The organism is Pseudoalteromonas sp. McH1-7, assembly GCF_013366255.1.
In the GTDB taxonomy this organism is placed as follows: Bacteria; Pseudomonadota; Gammaproteobacteria; order Enterobacterales; family Alteromonadaceae; genus Pseudoalteromonas; species Pseudoalteromonas peptidolytica.
Genome location: NZ_JABWPQ010000013.1, coordinates 59,971 through 76,575 on the forward strand (window position 1 = coordinate 59,971; position 16,605 = coordinate 76,575).

The 16,605-nt window shown below is 41.2% G+C and carries 15 protein-coding genes; 7 read left to right on the top strand and 8 right to left on the bottom strand.

Translation table 11 applies throughout. The features are described from left to right. Window positions 1-97 precede the first annotated feature (97 nt). The gene (locus HUZ36_RS10900; protein WP_176032855.1) at window positions 98-571 is read left to right on the top strand and encodes a DUF4920 domain-containing protein; all 474 of its coding nucleotides are present in this window, start codon (window positions 98-100) and stop codon (window positions 569-571) included. Between the two features lie 7 nt (window positions 572-578). Here HUZ36_RS10900 and HUZ36_RS10905 read toward each other — a convergent pair whose 3' ends face one another. The 5 genes from HUZ36_RS10905 to HUZ36_RS10925 form a co-directional block, all read right to left on the bottom strand. Next, window positions 579-1,067 carry a hypothetical protein gene (locus HUZ36_RS10905; RefSeq protein WP_176032856.1) on the bottom strand — a complete coding sequence of 163 codons (489 nt, stop codon included), beginning with the start codon at window positions 1,065-1,067 and terminating at the stop codon, window positions 579-581. A 117-nt stretch (window positions 1,068-1,184) separates the two neighbouring features. Continuing rightward, the gene (locus tag HUZ36_RS10910; RefSeq protein ID WP_176032857.1) at window positions 1,185-1,871 is read right to left on the bottom strand and encodes a glycine-rich domain-containing protein; all 687 of its coding nucleotides are present in this window, start codon (window positions 1,869-1,871) and stop codon (window positions 1,185-1,187) included. Window positions 1,872-2,160: 289 nt separating this feature from the next. Beyond that, the gene (gene phaC / locus HUZ36_RS10915) at window positions 2,161-3,927 is read right to left on the bottom strand and encodes a class I poly(R)-hydroxyalkanoic acid synthase (protein ID WP_176032858.1); all 1,767 of its coding nucleotides are present in this window, start codon (window positions 3,925-3,927) and stop codon (window positions 2,161-2,163) included. Window positions 3,928-3,987: 60 nt separating this feature from the next. Further along, a complete protein-coding gene (locus HUZ36_RS10920; RefSeq protein WP_125253982.1) occupies window positions 3,988-4,335 on the bottom strand; it encodes a phasin family protein in 348 nt (115 codons plus the stop codon). A 168-nt stretch (window positions 4,336-4,503) separates the two neighbouring features. After that, complete coding sequence (locus HUZ36_RS10925; RefSeq protein WP_176032859.1) at window positions 4,504-5,253, bottom strand: acetoacetyl-CoA reductase; 750 nt, start codon at window positions 5,251-5,253, stop codon at window positions 4,504-4,506. A 388-nt stretch (window positions 5,254-5,641) separates the two neighbouring features. On the opposite strand from HUZ36_RS10925, the gene HUZ36_RS10930 reads away from it, so the two are divergent. Next, entirely contained in the window at window positions 5,642-6,190 is a 549-nt protein-coding gene (locus tag HUZ36_RS10930; RefSeq protein ID WP_147391344.1) for a hypothetical protein, read from the top strand. Between the two features lie 446 nt (window positions 6,191-6,636). After that, window positions 6,637-8,409, top strand: coding sequence for an AIPR family protein (locus tag HUZ36_RS10935; protein ID WP_176032860.1), 1,773 nt, complete (start codon window positions 6,637-6,639; stop codon window positions 8,407-8,409). A gap of 340 nt (window positions 8,410-8,749) precedes the next feature. Here the strand turns inward: HUZ36_RS10935 and HUZ36_RS10940 are convergent, their stop codons facing one another. After that, a complete protein-coding gene (locus HUZ36_RS10940; protein ID WP_176032861.1) occupies window positions 8,750-10,267 on the bottom strand; it encodes a winged helix-turn-helix domain-containing protein in 1,518 nt (505 codons plus the stop codon). A 138-nt stretch (window positions 10,268-10,405) separates the two neighbouring features. Here HUZ36_RS10940 and HUZ36_RS10945 point away from each other — a divergent pair, with 138 nt between their 5' ends. Then, entirely contained in the window at window positions 10,406-11,848 is a 1,443-nt protein-coding gene (locus tag HUZ36_RS10945; RefSeq protein ID WP_176032862.1) for a serine hydrolase, read from the top strand. A 38-nt stretch (window positions 11,849-11,886) separates the two neighbouring features. Here HUZ36_RS10945 and HUZ36_RS10950 read toward each other — a convergent pair whose 3' ends face one another. After that, a complete protein-coding gene (locus HUZ36_RS10950) occupies window positions 11,887-13,515 on the bottom strand; it encodes a methyl-accepting chemotaxis protein (RefSeq protein WP_176032863.1) in 1,629 nt (542 codons plus the stop codon). A gap of 617 nt (window positions 13,516-14,132) precedes the next feature. On the opposite strand from HUZ36_RS10950, the gene HUZ36_RS10955 reads away from it, so the two are divergent. From HUZ36_RS10955 to map, 3 genes are all read left to right on the top strand, one after another. Continuing rightward, window positions 14,133-14,507: a rhodanese-like domain-containing protein gene (locus tag HUZ36_RS10955; RefSeq protein ID WP_128732700.1), complete on the top strand. Its 375-nt coding sequence runs from the start codon at window positions 14,133-14,135 to the stop codon at window positions 14,505-14,507. Between the two features lie 155 nt (window positions 14,508-14,662). Then, window positions 14,663-14,863 carry a ParD-like family protein gene (locus tag HUZ36_RS10960; protein WP_128732699.1) on the top strand — a complete coding sequence of 67 codons (201 nt, stop codon included), beginning with the start codon at window positions 14,663-14,665 and terminating at the stop codon, window positions 14,861-14,863. A 1-nt stretch (window position 14,864) separates the two neighbouring features. After that, entirely contained in the window at window positions 14,865-15,635 is a 771-nt protein-coding gene (gene map, locus HUZ36_RS10965) for a type I methionyl aminopeptidase (RefSeq protein WP_176032864.1), read from the top strand. 163 nt (window positions 15,636-15,798) lie between these two features. On the opposite strand, the gene HUZ36_RS10970 is transcribed toward map, so the two are convergent. Beyond that, window positions 15,799-16,605 carry a methyltransferase domain-containing protein gene (locus HUZ36_RS10970; RefSeq protein WP_176032865.1) on the bottom strand — a complete coding sequence of 269 codons (807 nt, stop codon included), beginning with the start codon at window positions 16,603-16,605 and terminating at the stop codon, window positions 15,799-15,801.

Sequence of the window (16,605 nt, forward strand, 5' to 3'; positions counted from 1 at the left end):
CGTGGATGTTAGATGTTATAAGATCTAATTGCAATAATTAATTACTTATAGTTATATGATTTATAAGGTAAACAGAATTTATTTTTAAGGAGAAAATATGAATAAAATACGTACACTATGTGCGCTATCAGTACTGGTACTTAGTCTGGCAAGCGAAGCTAAAAACATTGAGTTTGGTGGTGGCGCTGATTTGAATAAGCTTGTTGCGGCTACAGAGGTACTTGAAAACGTGAATGAGTTTAAAGAACGTGAGATCACAGTATCAGGCAAGGTAACTAAAGTCTGTAAGAAGCGTGGTTGTTGGATGACACTGCAAGTCGATAACGGTGAAAGTTTGAATGTTAAAGTCCGAGATGGTGATATGGTATTTCCGATGTCAGCAATCGGTAAGCGTGCTTTTGCGACCGGTAGAGTTGAACATTTTAAGCTGGATATTGCAAAAACTAAGCGCTATCTTGCGCATAAAGCGCATGAAAACGGCGAACAGTTCGATGAAACTAAAGTCATAGAGGGAATGGAGCTTATCAGGCTAAAACCGGATGCAGTAACAATTATTCAAGAGAGTGAGTAGGCTGACATCACTTCACCAAAACAGCGTACTCGAAGTCGGTGCGCTTAGACGTGGGGCTGATGACAACCTGATAGGTTTGTGCCCCTAACATAACGTAATTTACTTTGCCTACTTTGAGTGGCTTTGGCGTACTGTCTAAGTCCATCAACCACACACCAGTTTCTGTATCTGGGGCTAAGTTTATTAACGTTCTACCGACATTATTAGGTATGTACAAAGCCGCATTACCGCTTTTGCCCCAAATAGCTTTTAGCTTGCTACTCTCAGATACCAAAGTGTAGTTGGCAGGACCTGAGGGGCGCATATCGGTTTGGTTGACGACTTCACACTGTTCACATTGTATCGAGGTTGCCGATAGATGGGTTTGCAGTTGGCCATTAAAAATAATACCTTCAGCCGCAATTTTCCATATTGGCTGCGTTTCGCTCAGTTGATTGCATCCAAAGAGCAGCAGTGCAGACAAGGCGAGGCTGTAATGTTTATTTATAATGGACACCGGATCACCAAATTACAATAAGTTAAACCGGTACAAATAGTAGCTAATCTTTGCTGTTAATATAAGTGTGCAACGTTAACGAATGTAAAGAGCCTCTATTTTAGTGGAGGGATCAAGCTAGCTGCTACAACCACTACCACAGCTGGAACCACTACTACAACTGGATGCTGAACTATCAGCGCCATCAGCGTTACCATCACCACTTTTTAGTGTCGTACAGCCGATGTTTCCGGCATAAATGGCGAGCGTATCGTCATGTTTCGGTTCAGTTTGATCTGATTGAAATTCAGCTGTTGTATAGTAATACCCGTCGGGTATGTGTAGCTGTGCATCTAATGCAAATAGGATGGGCAGTTGATGTGGTTTTCGTGGCGAAATGCTGGCAATACTGCAACAGGCTCGCCAAGTTTTACGAATACTGAGCTGTGCTTTATTACTGCCTTGCATTGCTTCTGATGGGCAATGATGTAGAAACCTGCCAAAAGCTTGTTGGCAGAACTCATGGTACGTTTTGGTATGCAAAATAAACTCATGCCAGAGTGTATCTACTACTTTTGAGGGCATAGCGAGAGATTGGCCTTTGAGCAATAAATTAGCAAGAAAAAATTGCTTCAAGCCGGATTCTACTTGCGCCAGATCTGTATCTGATAGTGTGGGGTGATACTTACGTAATTTAGGTCTAAGGAAGGTTAGATTGTAATTTTGAATGTACGTTCGACGACGTGTGTCAGTTTTTACCTTTTTATAATGCAATAAGGCAATTAAAACAGCCACTCCAATTAAAGCGTAGATAAAACCTAGCATGTACTTTCCCTATATTTTTGAGAGTTAGCATGACGAAACTCACTAAGGGTGTCAATAATGAAAGCATTTGGTTGAGGGATAAAACTTGAGAGGCTGAGTTTATAGCAGTAGAGATTGGATGCTGTAATACCAATTAGCGTTAATACTTACTCAATTTGACGGAGTAAATCTGACGCTAACTGCGTTAAAACTTCTTATTTAGAACAACTAAATAACCTGAGCACCTTTTGTAAATCCAAATTGCTAGGCACGCATGAATTACTCATGCTCAGGTTATTTATCGTTGAGACTAAATAACGCGTTTGACATATTCGCCTGGTGCATCATAAATACCAGGCTGTTCATCGCTTTGCGCAGCCCTTGCTGGTACAAGTTCTGGTGCTAATTGGTGTAACCACTGTGTCCAGTGAGGCCACCAAGAACCAGTTTGGTGCTGTGCTGATTCAAACCACTGAGTTGGGTCGTCGTTATCTTGCCCGTCAAACCAAAAACCGTACTTATTTGCATCTGGCGGATTGATCACTCCTGCAATATGACCCGATTCGCCAAGCACAAAGGTCACTGAACTACTGAGCCTTTTAGCCCCTTCGTATGTCCCTTGCCAAAGCGCAATATGATCGTCACGCGTAGAGAGAAAGTAGACCGGTTGCTTTACTTTGCCAAGGTCAATTTTAGTGCCTCGGATATTCACTGCTTTGTCTTCGATAAGACCGTTATTGAGATATAGCTCACGTAAGATAAAGTTGTGGCATGCTGCGGTTAGGTTTGTACTATCACTATTCCAATAGAGCAGGTCCAAATCCGCAGGTGTTTTGCCTTTCAGATAGTTGTTGACGAAGTAATTCCAGTACAGGCTGTTTTCTCGCAGCATACTAAAAGAAGTGCCAAGCAAGTGGCCTGACATTACACCATGCTGATTGTTGTACTGCTCAAGTGCACTAATGGTTGGCTCATTGATAAAAGCGCCTATCTCTCCAGGTTGCGAGAAATCTAATATAGTCGTCAGCAGGGTGGCACTTTTCACTCTTTGCTTCATGCGCTTTGCTGCAATATAAGCCATGCAAGTCGTCAGTAAAGTACCGCCAATACAGTAACCCATAGCATGGACTTGGGTTTCGCCGGTTTGTTTTTCTGTTTGCTCTAAAGCGCATAACACGCCGTCAACAACGTAGTCATCAAAAGCAATGTTAGCCATACTTGGATCTGGGTTTTTCCAAGAGATCATCAAAACCGAATAACCCTGTTTGAGTGCCCATTTGACCAGGGAATTGTCAGTTCGTAAGTCAAGTATATAGTACTTATTAACAAAAGGAGGCACGATCAATAGCGGTGTTTTGTGTACTTCTTCAGTACAAGGGTGATATTGGATCAGCTCAAATAAATGGTTTTGAAATACCACTCTACCTGGGGTACAAGCGAGATCCTCGCCAAGGGTATAAGCATTCTCATTGGTCATGCTTATACGCAGCATTTCTGAACTTTTGGCCAAATCTTTTTTCAGTAGTGCTAGACCGTCAAACAAGTTTTGGCCGTTACTCTCAAGCGTTAGCCTAAGCAATTCAGGGTTGGTTGATACAAAATTGCTTGGTGACATCGAATTTACTGACTGTCTGGCAAAAAACGCCAATCGCTCTTTGAGTTTAGGATCAAGGCCCGGGGTATTTTCAATGGTATTTTGCAGTGATTGCCCAAACCAAAGGTAGCTCTGTTTTAGGTAGTTAAACCACGGGTTTTCCTGCCAATCTGCATCAACAAAACGTTTATCTCCACGCTCTGGACTAACAACCTGCGCTTTTTCTCCTGTTGTGTGTGGCATAAAACTATTTTGGAAAATAGCGAATTGAGTTTGCCACCATTCACTTTGTTGTTTTAAGAAAGAATCAGGCTGTTGGTTGATGGCACTGAGCCAGCTCTGAAAATCAGCTTGGTTTTGTTCATTCAATGCCTGTTGCAATGGATGCGCTTTACCTAGGTTGGTGGCGGCCAGTTGCCACAATTCTTGATTATATTGCCACCATGCGGTCAACCCTTGCTCAATATTTGCTTGAGTGCCCATACCGGAAAATCCTTTATTTTTTGAACGGGTAAGGCGACCGAGATCGCCCAGTGTTAGAGGTTATTGCGCTTTTGCTGTTTTTAGTGTTTCTTTGCTTAGAGACTCTAGGCTGTCTTTAAACTCTTGACCTAATTGCGAAAGCTTTTGACCGTCTTGGATCATTTGCTGGCTGAGTACGTTTAGGGCAGTTAACTGACTTGCATTAAAGTCCATCATCGACTTTGCATCTTTGATTTCAGTCGCTTGCTTTAATTGCTCAATTGAGGTTTTAGTGAGTTGCTCTGCACTATGAAGCTGGATTTTAGAGAGCGCTTCGATATTTTTTGCAACAATTTGATTGAACTGTATTGCTGGCGCGAAAAATTGCTCGGTTTGCTCGTTGAATGTTTTAAATAAATCGCTGTACATGATCGTTTCCTTGTTTTGGATTGAGTTAACGCAATAAATCTTGTGAAATCTGGGCTTTAAAAAAGCCAGTACATTTCTTCTCAAAATCTCAGAGTAATAAATTGGTTTTATATAAACCACAATGCCACCAAACATCAGGTACAGCTCATTCCTTTGGTGGTTGCGATATTACTGCATGTATAATCCGCCATTAAGAGAGAGTGTCTCTCCTGTGATATAACTCGCCTGTTTTGATGCCAAGTAGGCTACCGCAGCGGCAACTTCGTCAGGAGTCGCCAGCCTTTGCATGGGCACTTGTGCTTTTATGCTGTTCAATACATCTTCACGCATAGCGCTTACCATGGGCGTTTCTGTATAGCCGGGTGCAACAGCATTGACGGTAACGCCACTTCTAGCACCTTCGTAGGCTAGGGCTTTAGTAAAGCCAATCATGCCAGCTTTAGCGGCAGAATAGTTTGTTTGACCAAACTGGCCTTTTAGTCCATTTACGCTAGAGATGTTTATGATACGACCTTGGCGGTTGGCACACATTGCAGAAAAAACAGGGTTTGTCACATTAAACAAAGAGTTTAGGTTAGTGTTTATGACTTCGCTCCACTGCGTATGTGTCATCTTCTTAAATGCAGAATCTCTGGTAATACCCGCGTTATTGACCAGTAAGTCTATGTTGCCAAACTCTTGTAACACTTGCGTCATCGCAGTGTGGCAATGTTCGGCATTGGTGACGTCTAAAAATAACGGCTTTACGTTTACTGGGTTGATTTGCAACGTATTTAGCCAATTATCAAAGTCAGCCTCATTGCGTCTTTCGCTCGCAACGGCGATAACAAAGAAATCTTTTTCAATGAGTGTTTTTGTAATAGCAGAACCAATACCACCAAAGGCACCGGTAACTACTGCAATATGCTTGTTTTCCATAACGCTCCCGCGAAAAAAGAGGCTATACCAACATACTTCCTAGCCGAGTTAGCTTAACTATCATTTTTGCGCGCTTTTATGACAAATTAGTCGCGAGTTTGTGTCAGTTTGAAGACAGTGGAAACTAAATTAGGAACGAAAATTTAAATAGCCCGAACGTGGGGTAAAAGTGAGTTAGTCAGCTAAAACACCTAAGCGCAAAAGGCGTAATAGCTGCTAGAGAACAAGTTACTACCCCTAGTTCAGGGTAAATAGTCTTAAGTTTATTTTTGATTGACCGATAAAGTAAAACGGAGCTGCGAATAAACGGGGCACAAGGAGATCTAACATTAATTACTTACCCCTGCCGTCAGCATCAAATTAATCGTATTGATCCCAAGGAGTGAAAATGGATATTCGAATACATCAGGGAAGCTTATCACCAAGAGTACCTGACGTTATGTCTAAATCATCAGCTGCATCTCAACCTGTGTCACAAAACGCTCAGTCATTACCTCAAAGTGAAGTTGAAAATGAGAATGAGCAAGATCAGCGTGTGGTGCTCTCAAAGGAGCTTGATGAAGAGGCAACGGGTTATAAGGAAGATAATCCAGTCTTTAAAGAAGACTACGAAAACTTAGAAAAAGCGATGGATCTTATTCAAGCGCAAATTCATACATTGCAAGAGCGTATTGATAAGCTGATGCAATCCCGAGAACAGCGTTTTATGAAAATAAACCACCAACAAGATATTACGCCCGATGACGGAGCCGTTATTGCAGAGCATGTCGGCAGCAAAAAGTATCGTGATAATACGGTGACCGATGAAGTAAAAGAACTTGAGAAGCAACTATCAGAGTTAAAAGGGCAAGAAGCGCAGCTGCGTACTCAGATGTTAAAGGCGATTTTGGCAGAGCGAGAGCGGTTAGAAGAGCTCAAAAGTAAGGGTAAACTGTAAAGTACAGCGAAAAGCTCCCTGCTACTAGTGAATTATTGAAAGTGAATCAGCCTTGCCAACTAGAGACAAGAACTTGGGCATATAAGAGCAGGACTATCCTCAAAATGCCCTAAAGTGAGAAAGAAATAAGCTAATGTATAGTAGCTTACCCCCAAATCTTACCGTTTAAATGAGTGGGTCTATTAGACTCGCCTGACAGGCCGCTTTAAGCGCATAGGTGATGGTTGTGAATGCTACCGCAACTCAACAAAGTGGCCGTTCAACCAACTCATTTTTGCCCCAAAATAATTCAGCACAACAATTTCAAGCACTATGTATTTCCTAATATTGACCAAGTTATACTAATGTCGCAATATGTGCTTAATTGACTAATGTTTTTTAGTTCAACGATAGTATGTAGTTAATATGATCAATTCTACATACATCACTTGATATTCAGGAAATTTATGGCCTTCGTTACAGATTTAACACCAGAGGATAATGCAACCTCTGCCGCTGCAACCGCTAACTTGATGGCAACAAGATTAGGTACAACATTGCGAGAACGCTTTGAATCTTTTATTCATAAACGTGAATGCTCTACAGATCAATCCGACTACAACACAAAAATGGCGAGTCGAGCTATAGCGGCATTTGTTGTTCATCACTTAGGGCAAGTCGATGATAATGTTGCTGGATCTGCTGTGTGCGATAGTTCACAGGATGGTGGGATTGATGCTATACATGTAAACCATACGGAAAAGACGGTTGTTGTTGTACAAGCAAAATTTTCTCAATCAGGTAGCTCAACTTGGACAAACGCAGATTTCCTAGTTTTTAAACAGGCATGTGATCACTTAATAGAAGAAGAATACGATCGCTTCGATCCTATTCTGAGAAACAAACGTGAAGACATAGGTCAAGCTCTTAATTCTATTGACTATAAGTTTCTCTTTGTTATGGCTCATACGGGGAAGCGTGGGGCCGCAAGTACGATTCTATCTGATATGCAGCAGTGGCAGCATGAACTAAACGAAGCTGCATCTTTAGAATCTATACCACCCAATCATGAACTACCATTTCAGGTTCACTTAGTTTCTTCCGAAGATATTACTCAATGGCGACATGCGCAGACATCAGCAACCGTAGATCTAGAAGACATCGAGCTAGAGCAATATGGTAAAATTGACAATCCATACACCGCATTTTTCGGTGTAGTTAGTGGGGATCAAATCGCTGAATGGTGGCAGCAACACTCATCGAAATTGTTTACTAAGAATATTCGTAATTTACTAGGTAATACAGAAGTCAATGAGTCCATCAAGCAAACGGCATTAAGCGACCCAGAACATTTTTGGTTCTATAACAATGGTATTACTGTCCTTGTCCGTTCAGTTGAGCCTCATCGACGTAATAAAACTAACCAACGGGACATGGGGCGATTTAACTTTCGAGATGTAAGTGTGATAAATGGTGCTCAGACAGTCAGTAGCATTGGATCTTTAGAGGGTATTGATGAGGAAACTTTAGCGAATCTAAAAGTTCAAGCTCGATTCATACAGATACCAGACGGAGCATCTGATGACATTATTAACTCCATCACTAGAGCTAATAACCATCAAAACCGAGTTCTTGGTAGAGACTTTGCCTCTCAACATCCTCAACAAGTACGCTTGCGCGATGAACTAATAATTGAAGATTACACATATCAACTACTTAGAAGCGATATCTCTAGTGATTTATTGGGTGACAAGAGTATCGATATTGATGAAGCCTTGGATGCGTTAGCTTGCTTAAGTTGTAGACCATCGACTTTAGCATTATTAAAGAGCCAACGTGGTAAGTTCTTTGAAAACTTAGAAGGTTCAGCATACAAAGCAATATTTAACTCATCTGTTAGTGGGATTAAATTAATAAATGCTGTTATACATCATAGAGTTATCGAGCGTCGAATTAAAGAGTTGCTAGGTCAAACTAATCGACAGTCAGATAAGAAAAAGTACGGAATTCTCACTCATGCTAATCGTGTGTTTGCTGGACACATATTAAAATCTACACCAAATTTACAGCGTGCCACAAATATTCTTCAAGTCGATGAAACACATATTGCTGATGAGTTGACCCGTATTTTATCAGTTACAGAAACACTAATTGAGTCTGAATATCCAACGGCATATCCTGCTCGATTCTTTAGTAATGTGGATAAAATAACTCTCACATTAGAACGAATCAATCAATGATGACATTGCATTGTAGTGGTTAGCAAAACGAGCCACTACTTTGTAGTTAATTGTCGCATTTGGTATATCTTAAGTTATCCGAAATTTTGGCTGCGTCCCAATCAATGTAACTTGGAATTGTCCAAATACGAGTTGAGTGAGTGTCTAATATCGCAATTAGATTTAAGATATTAACTTGCTGCTGAGCAGCCGAGTTTGGCACGATGCAACTGTAAGATATACTCCTTAAAATTGAGTAAGTATTAAGATGAACTGGTATAAGCTCGTTCGTTTTTTGCCAGCCTTAAGCAGGGTTATCTTTATCATTCGTCCCCACTTATCGTTAGATCATGTATCGTGGCTACTTTGGGGTGCGCTTAACCCTTCTCTTTAAGTTTGAGACATTGAGTTGCTGGATAATGATATCTATCAAGTGAGCTTGCTCTGCTGTGAGGTTGAAGGGTAATGCTTTAAACCTAAATTCATCACTAAACCCCAGTAAAATAGCCTGTTTGAAATAGCGCTTGGCCTTAACATTGTGTTGATGGTAAAGGCTAATAAGACCAAGGCTAAATACTAACTCAGGATCTTGGTTACCAGCTTCAATGAGAGTGAGGATGTCATTTTGGTATCTGTTTATCAATTTAGGCTGAGCGGTGAGTAATGATAAATATAATCGGCTAAATAAAGCATATTTCCCCTGTTTTTCAACAGTCAGCGATAAAGTGTCAACGGCTTGTTTATGATGGTATTCACTAAGATAAGAAAGGGCGGTGAACCAATTTAGCGCTTGAGAATGTGAAGCGGTGCTGGCTAATACATTAAGTTGTTGAGTCGCTGTTTTATGTTTTCCTTGTTGCTGCAAAAGCTTTATGTATTCCAGTTGCACCCAAGGAGATGCTTTTACTATGGGACTTACATTGTTATAAACGTTTTCAAACCACTGAGTCATATACATTTTGCGTAGGCAGTTGAGATAGGTAGCAACGATCTTTGGTTCGCTAGAGGAGCTTTCGTAGGCTTGGCGTGCTAACGGGTAGGCATTAATGGTATTGCCTTGTGACAAGTAGGACTCGGCTAAGTTTGCTTTAAGTAAAGGCCAGTCAGGCGTATCAGCGACCATTTCTGTGAGTTGCTGTTGTGCCAGACTATAGCGACCTTGTAGCGCATGGGCTTGAGCTTGAAGTCGCTGCGCTGATGGGCTGGTAGGGGTTAAATCAAGCGCTTTTTTTGCATTTATTAAACTTTGTTCGAGGGCATCTTCAGCTTGATTATATAATTTATAGTCATCCAGTAATGCTTGGCTTAAGCCTTTATAACTATCATTTACAGCTGGCGAGGTATTAATGCTTTGCTGATACAGCGTGATGGCACGTAAATTATCTTCTGCGGTTTCCTGCGCAACATGTTGCTGCGCCACACTCAGCACCGTAACAGTGTTTTCTGCATGCTTTAATGTTGTGAGGAAGTATTGATAAATTCCTAACGCGAAGAGTAGGGCAAAACTAATTGCTGACACCGTGATAATCGAAAACCGTTTTGTGGTCGGCACCAGTGGCTGGTGATTCACTTTCTCTACAGTTGCACTAAGGCGGTATCCAAAGCTGCGTTCAGACACAATATACTCTGGCTGGATGGCATCATCGTTAAGCTGTTTTCTTAATCTCGCTATTTGTTTTTTTATTGCATCATGGGTCACTATTCGCCCAAGCCATACCTGCTGTTCTAGTTGCTGATAAGTCACAAGGTCGGGTGCATGTTCAATTAGGGTGAGCAATAATCTATGGCTCAGAGGTGTCAGTGTGTGACAGGTTTCATTATGGCTGATGGTGCGTGAACTGACATCAAAATGCCATTTTTGATTCAATTGATACTGCAATTTATAAATCCTATTTTTATTATTTTATTGATTTAAAAGCTTTTAATTTTTATGTCACTTAAAGTCACTCAAGCACACTAGCAAGCCAGCAACAGATCCGTAGAGTAAGGTGTGTCATCATAATAAACAAGGATTTACATGAAAGTACTCGTTAATTTACTGTTGTTTTTGTATTTATTTTCCCTGTCTGCTGATGCAGCAGAGCCGTTACAACAGAAGCTAGATAGTTATATCGCGCAGTATCATCAGATTAAAGAGTTCGATGGTGCGGTTTTGATTGCGCAAGGGTCAGACATTTTATTACAGCAGGGTTATGGATTTGCCAATATTGAGTGGCAAATAGCAAACCAGCCCAGTACTAAATTTAAGCTTGCATCGGTGACAAAACAGTTTACGGCTGTTTTGGTTTTACAACAGGTGGAACGAGGTCGTATCAACCTCGATGCTAATATTGTTAGCTATCTGCCGGAGTATCGAAAAGATACTGGAAGGCAAATTACCATACGGCAATTACTTAATCATACGTCGGGTCTTCCTGATGTATTTAGACATCCAGAATTTCGTCGTGTACAAAGCCATAACCCTTACCACAGAGATGAATTTATCAAGATATTCTGTTCGGGTGATTTACGGTTTAAGCCAGGCTCGGCATTTCGTTACAGCAATGCCGGTTACACCATACTTGGGCGGATCCTTGAACGTGTGACAGGAAAAAGTTACTGGCAACTACTTGAAACGCACATATTGTTGCCACTTGATATGAAAGATACAGGATTTGCCGACCATGAGAAATTGATTAAAGGCCTAGCTAGTGGTTACGATACGACGCTAGCGGGCGTAAAACACGCGGACTTTATAGATATGAGCGTGCCTTTTTCAGCAGGTGCAATGTACTCAACAGTGCAAGATATGTATAAATGGGACCGTGCGCTTTATCACGACAAGTTATTAACTCCAGAGCTAAAATCATTGCTGTTTATCCCCTCCAAGCATAGAAATTATGGCTTTGGTTGGGAAATAAACGAACAAGAGGTAGCTAGCCAAACGAGAACACTGGTTCATCACAGTGGCGGAATTCCCGGGTTTGGCGCAAAGATCACAAGAGTGCTGGAAGACCAAACCGTGATCATTTTGTTTGACAATACAGGTGGTGCACCGCTTACAGATATGGTTAATGGCTTACTTGATATACTCGCGGGTAAAGCAGTGCAAGTTCCAAGGTTAAGTGCAGAGCGAACGCTGTTTGCAACCATTACTGCACAAGACGTTGCTGCAGCAATAAAAAGTTATCAGCAACAAGTGCATGAAGGGCTGGGGTTTAGCGAGCGCCGACTAAATCGTTTCGGCTATCAATTACTTGAAGTTGGTGCTTACCATGCGGCTATCGAGTTTTTTAAGTTAAATGTCGCTGCACATCCAAAAAGTGTGAACACCTATGACAGCCTTGCAGAAGCGTATCTCAAGCAGGGTGATAAGAAAAATGCACATGCTATTTATCAACAATTATTGCAATTAGACAGTCAACATGAAACGGCGAGGGCATTTGTGGAATCCAATCGTCGCGCTCAGCAATTACCTTAGCTAATAAGCGCGACGAGAGTTTACGAAGATCTGCGGCCTTAGAGCGTGAATCTATCTACTTGTGCTTTAAGGTCATGAGCCAGTTTACTCATTTCATTACATGCAGTGGCCGTTTGGTTTGCACCTTCGGTCATTTCAACCGCTGAATAGTTGATTGTCTCAATATTTTTGTTCAGCTCTTCTGAAACGACGGATTGTTGATGGCAGGCAGAAGCGATTTGTGTGCTCATGGCAGCAATACTGTCTATTTGGCTTTCAATTTGTTGGATCATGTTACCTGCGACTTCTGACTGCTCTACACAAAGTGCTATTCCTTGTTCACAGCTTTTGGTCGCGATACCCGTTTCTTTTGACTTGGTTTGTAGATCATTAACAATCTCTACAATTTGTGTGGTGGAATCCTGTGTTCTTTGTGCAAGCGAACGCACCTCATCGGCGACAACGGCAAAACCTCGACCTTGCGCCCCAGCACGGGCGGCCTCAATTGCAGCATTTAAAGCCAATAAATTGGTTTGCTCTGCAATTTCTCGGATCACATCAACGACTACATTGATATTGTGAGAGTTCTTTTCAAGGTTATTGGCAAGCTCACCAGCTGAGGAAACGGTTTCTGCAACGTCTGAAATATGACTAATATTGGATTTAAGGGCACTGCTACCCTCTTTGGCTTTATCACTCGCTTGAGTTGCTGACTCAGCCCCCATTTCTGTACTTTTAGCCACTTCACTGATCGCAGCTTGCATTTGAGTCATTGCTGAGGCGACCGATTGTAATTCATTTTGCTGCGTATTCATGCCTTGTGCGTTTTGATAGGAAATAGCATTTACTTCTTCGACCGCAGCGGTTAGTTGAATTGCAGAGTCATTAATCATGGTGATTAAGGCATGTAGTTGCGCACGCATTTTTTCTAAAGACTGAGTCAGCAAGCCCAGTTCGTTGTTACCGAGATCTTCAAGTACAATCGCGTGGTTTAGCTCGCCTCGAGCAATCTTACTTGCAAGTGAAACTGATACCGCTAACGGTGTTTTAATAGCCTTACTCAGCGCTAAACAAATCAGAACAATAGTTATTGCGATTAATAGGCCTGAGATAGCGAGTGTAAATAAAGAACTTTTTACAGCGGCAATAGCCTTGCGCTCAGACTGCTCTACGCTCTTATTATTCAGTGCTTCAAGCTCGGTTAGCTCTGACATGGCTTTAGCAAAAAGTGGGTAGCTATCTAAAATTATACGGTTTGCTTCGGTAGCGTTCCCACTTAAAATTAAACTTTCATAATGATATGTAGCGTCAGCATATCGTTGCCAAGCATAGATAAACTCATTAAAGAGTGCTTTTTCTTCCGCACTAACAGGCAATGATTTATATAAATTAATTTTATCATTTAATGACCTTTTAAGGTCTCTTAGGATCTCTAGCCATTCACTAACCAATTCATTTTCTGGGTTTAAAGCCGTACTAAACTCATCCTTTCTTATTGTAGACAAATCAATCTTTATATTCTTGACTGTCTCTACAGAAGGAATACTCGTTCTGACAATGTAGTTCAGGTTAGCGTTTATTTCATTCATGCCCTTGTAGCTCAAAAGGCCCACGGTAACGAAAATGATAAAGACAGAGGTGAAACTTAAAACTATTTGATTTGCGATAGAGAGTTTTTTTACATTCATTAGTACAGCTCAATAAACCCATTTGCTTATGTTGAAGTTTGATTTTGGATTATATTTTAATCTTTATAAAAATATGAAATTAAATCTTTTTTGCGAATGTTTTAAGTTTGTTCCTTTTGTTGATAAAAGCCTAAATTAAGCGTGGGTTTTTATGCGCAGTTTTGAACTAATTCTTCGAGTAATAAAAAGTAAACTGCTTTTATTTTGGGGTTTTTCTACATTTTTTATTGTTTTACTTTAATGCTAAGCAATCTTTTAAGTGAAAAATTGAATGAAAATTCATGAGGTGATAAATGTTAAAAAACATATGTAAAGGCTAAATTGGTAAACAAAAAAGTGTCAACTTAGTTGGATTCTGAGCTGACCGCTGATTTAAGTCATCTGGATGTTAGTGAGTAGGCAAGTTAACGCATTGATTTTTTTATTTATCTTAAATCACATTTTTGATCTTTGGTATTTCAGTGAGTTAACGACTGATCTTGAGCTAAAATTCTCAAGTATTGATAATGTGTTTCACAGCATTACCTGAAAATCTTTATAAACATTAGTAAATTGTGTGACATTACATTTTGTTACGGTATGTCATGGTAGAAATGATAGCGATAAAGAGGATTGCGATGAAAAAATTGATTATTGGCCTACTCATTTTTGTAAGTAGTGCCTGTTTGGCTCAGTCAACAGACAAAATCACACAGTATCAGCTGTTAGTGAATCAGATGTCTATTTCACCATTTACCATTATTGATGTGAGAAGCGCAGCCGAGTTTAGCGACGGACATATCAAAGGTGCGATTAATATACCGTTTGATGAAATTAACCAACACCAAGAGACACTCTCAAAGCTGCGTGGTGACACTTTGGTGGTGTATTGTCGCTCAGGACGCCGTGCTGGTATTTTTATTGAGGAGCTGCTGCCAAAAGGGTATAAATTGAAGCATTTAGAGGGAGATATGCAAAAATGGCAGGCATCGTCTATGCCGATTGTGAACTAACACCTTTTCAGCGCTAGGGCTCATCTCAACTGCAATAAATATGAAGGCCAATCCTTATGGCTACCTGTGGTAGCCATAAAACAAGGTTGCGTTTGGTACAGCTGTTAGTTTAAAGTACCATACGATTTATATATGATTCATAGTTGGTTTATATTGTGGGTATAGTCAAAATCTCAGATGAATTACATGATGAAGTACGTGAGGCAAGCACGGTTATGTCTCGTTCAATCAATGCACAAGCAGAGTTTTGGATAAAAGTTGGGCGTCTGGCTGAGGAAAACCCCACCATGACATTTATTGAAATCATTGCAGCAGAAAGGCAACGCGTTAAGGCGCGAGAATACCAAGGGAAGTAGTATGCAGCAGGTAACAATCAAAACAGCCGATGAAATTGAGCTGATGCGTGAAAGTAGCAGTTTACTTACGCGAGTGTTTGACTATATCGATAGCTGGATTGAGCCCGGTGTTTCTACGCTGGAGATTAATGACAGAGTTCACAACTTTATTGTGGACAAGCTAAATGCACGTCCGGCAAGTTTAGGTCAATATGGTTATCAATTTGTGCTCAATAGTTCAGTGAACGAGGTCGTGTGCCATGGCGTACCAAGTAAATCGCAATTGCTGAAATCATCAGATATCGTGAACATCGATATTACTTTAGAGAAAAATGGCTTTATCAGTGACTCTAGCAAAATGTATGTGATGCCTGAAGCGCTGTTACCGGCTAGAAGACTCGTTGAAACAACCTACCAAGCCATGTGGGCTGGGATCCGCATAGTAAAACCTGGCGCTAAGCTTGGCGATATTGGTGCGGCGATCCAGCGCGTTGCAGAGCAAGCAGGGTATAGTGTGGTGCGAGAATACTGCGGCCACGGCATTGGTAAAGAAATGCACGAAGGCCCCAATGTTTTACACTACGGTAAGCCAAATACAGGCATGGCGCTAAAACCGGGGATGACCTTTACCATAGAGCCGATGATCAACCAAGGCAATGCTAAAATTAAAACCAAGAAAGACGGTTGGACGGTAGTGACACGAGATAAAAAACTCTCAGCACAATGGGAGCATACCGTACTGGTAACCGAGCAAGGCTATGAAGTATTGACACTTAGAGCAGAGGAAGTGTAAGCCACGGGCGTGCTTACACTTGTATCAATTAATCTTAATACTTGCTCAATTTGAAAGAACAAACCTGACGCTAACATTTTGTCATGCCTATCGCGTAGATACCTTGGCGATAGTAGGGTGCGGCAGCGGTGTTATCGACAAGGTTTTCTCGCCTCAAAATAGATTACTTAATTGGTATTAACATCAGGTGAGTATACCGGCCAATAGAGGCGTATGGCTCTTGGCGATTGTATTTAAGCTCTAACTCAAGCAAAGCATCAAAATCATCATCAGCCTTGTTAAGCTCTCTTAAGTAGTCATGAAAACAGCGTACACCGGTTTTTTGCGCGATAGTTAGCTTAGCTGCTTCTAGCCAAGCCGCCATGTCAGCTTGTTTGATTGGGTTATTTGGGCTGAGCCCTACCTTTTGTTTAACCTTGAGCCCCTTTTGCACATAATCAAAGTTACCGTAGACCATGTTTGCCATTAAATGTGCCTCGTGATTGAAATACATCAAAGAAAGGGCGCCACTTGGTGACACTTGCGCTTTGAGTAAATCAATAGCACTTCGTTGGTCAACCAGCCATTCTAGTACTGCGTGACACATGACCAAGTCGAATTGCCCTAAGCTCAGTTGTGCTATTTCTTGTAATGGCGCACGGATAAAACGCATACGCTCACACAGTCCCGCTTCATTTGCCCGAATTCTGGCAAGTTCAAGCATCTCGTCAGAGATATCGATAACGGTAACATGGTGCCCAAGCGCGGCTAAGTAAAGTGCTAACTGTCCTTGACCTCCTCCCACATCGAGCACCCGTTTATCAGTCGCGTGGCCAAGCCAGTCAAGTTGCGCATGTAGGTCTCGCTGTAACACCGCCTCTCTGATCTTCCCTTTGTTGGTTCCATAGATGTTATTTTTAAACTTATGTGTAAGTTCACCAAAATTTCTATCTGATGGGGCAGGCTTACCTTGATGTTTTCTTTTCGCCAT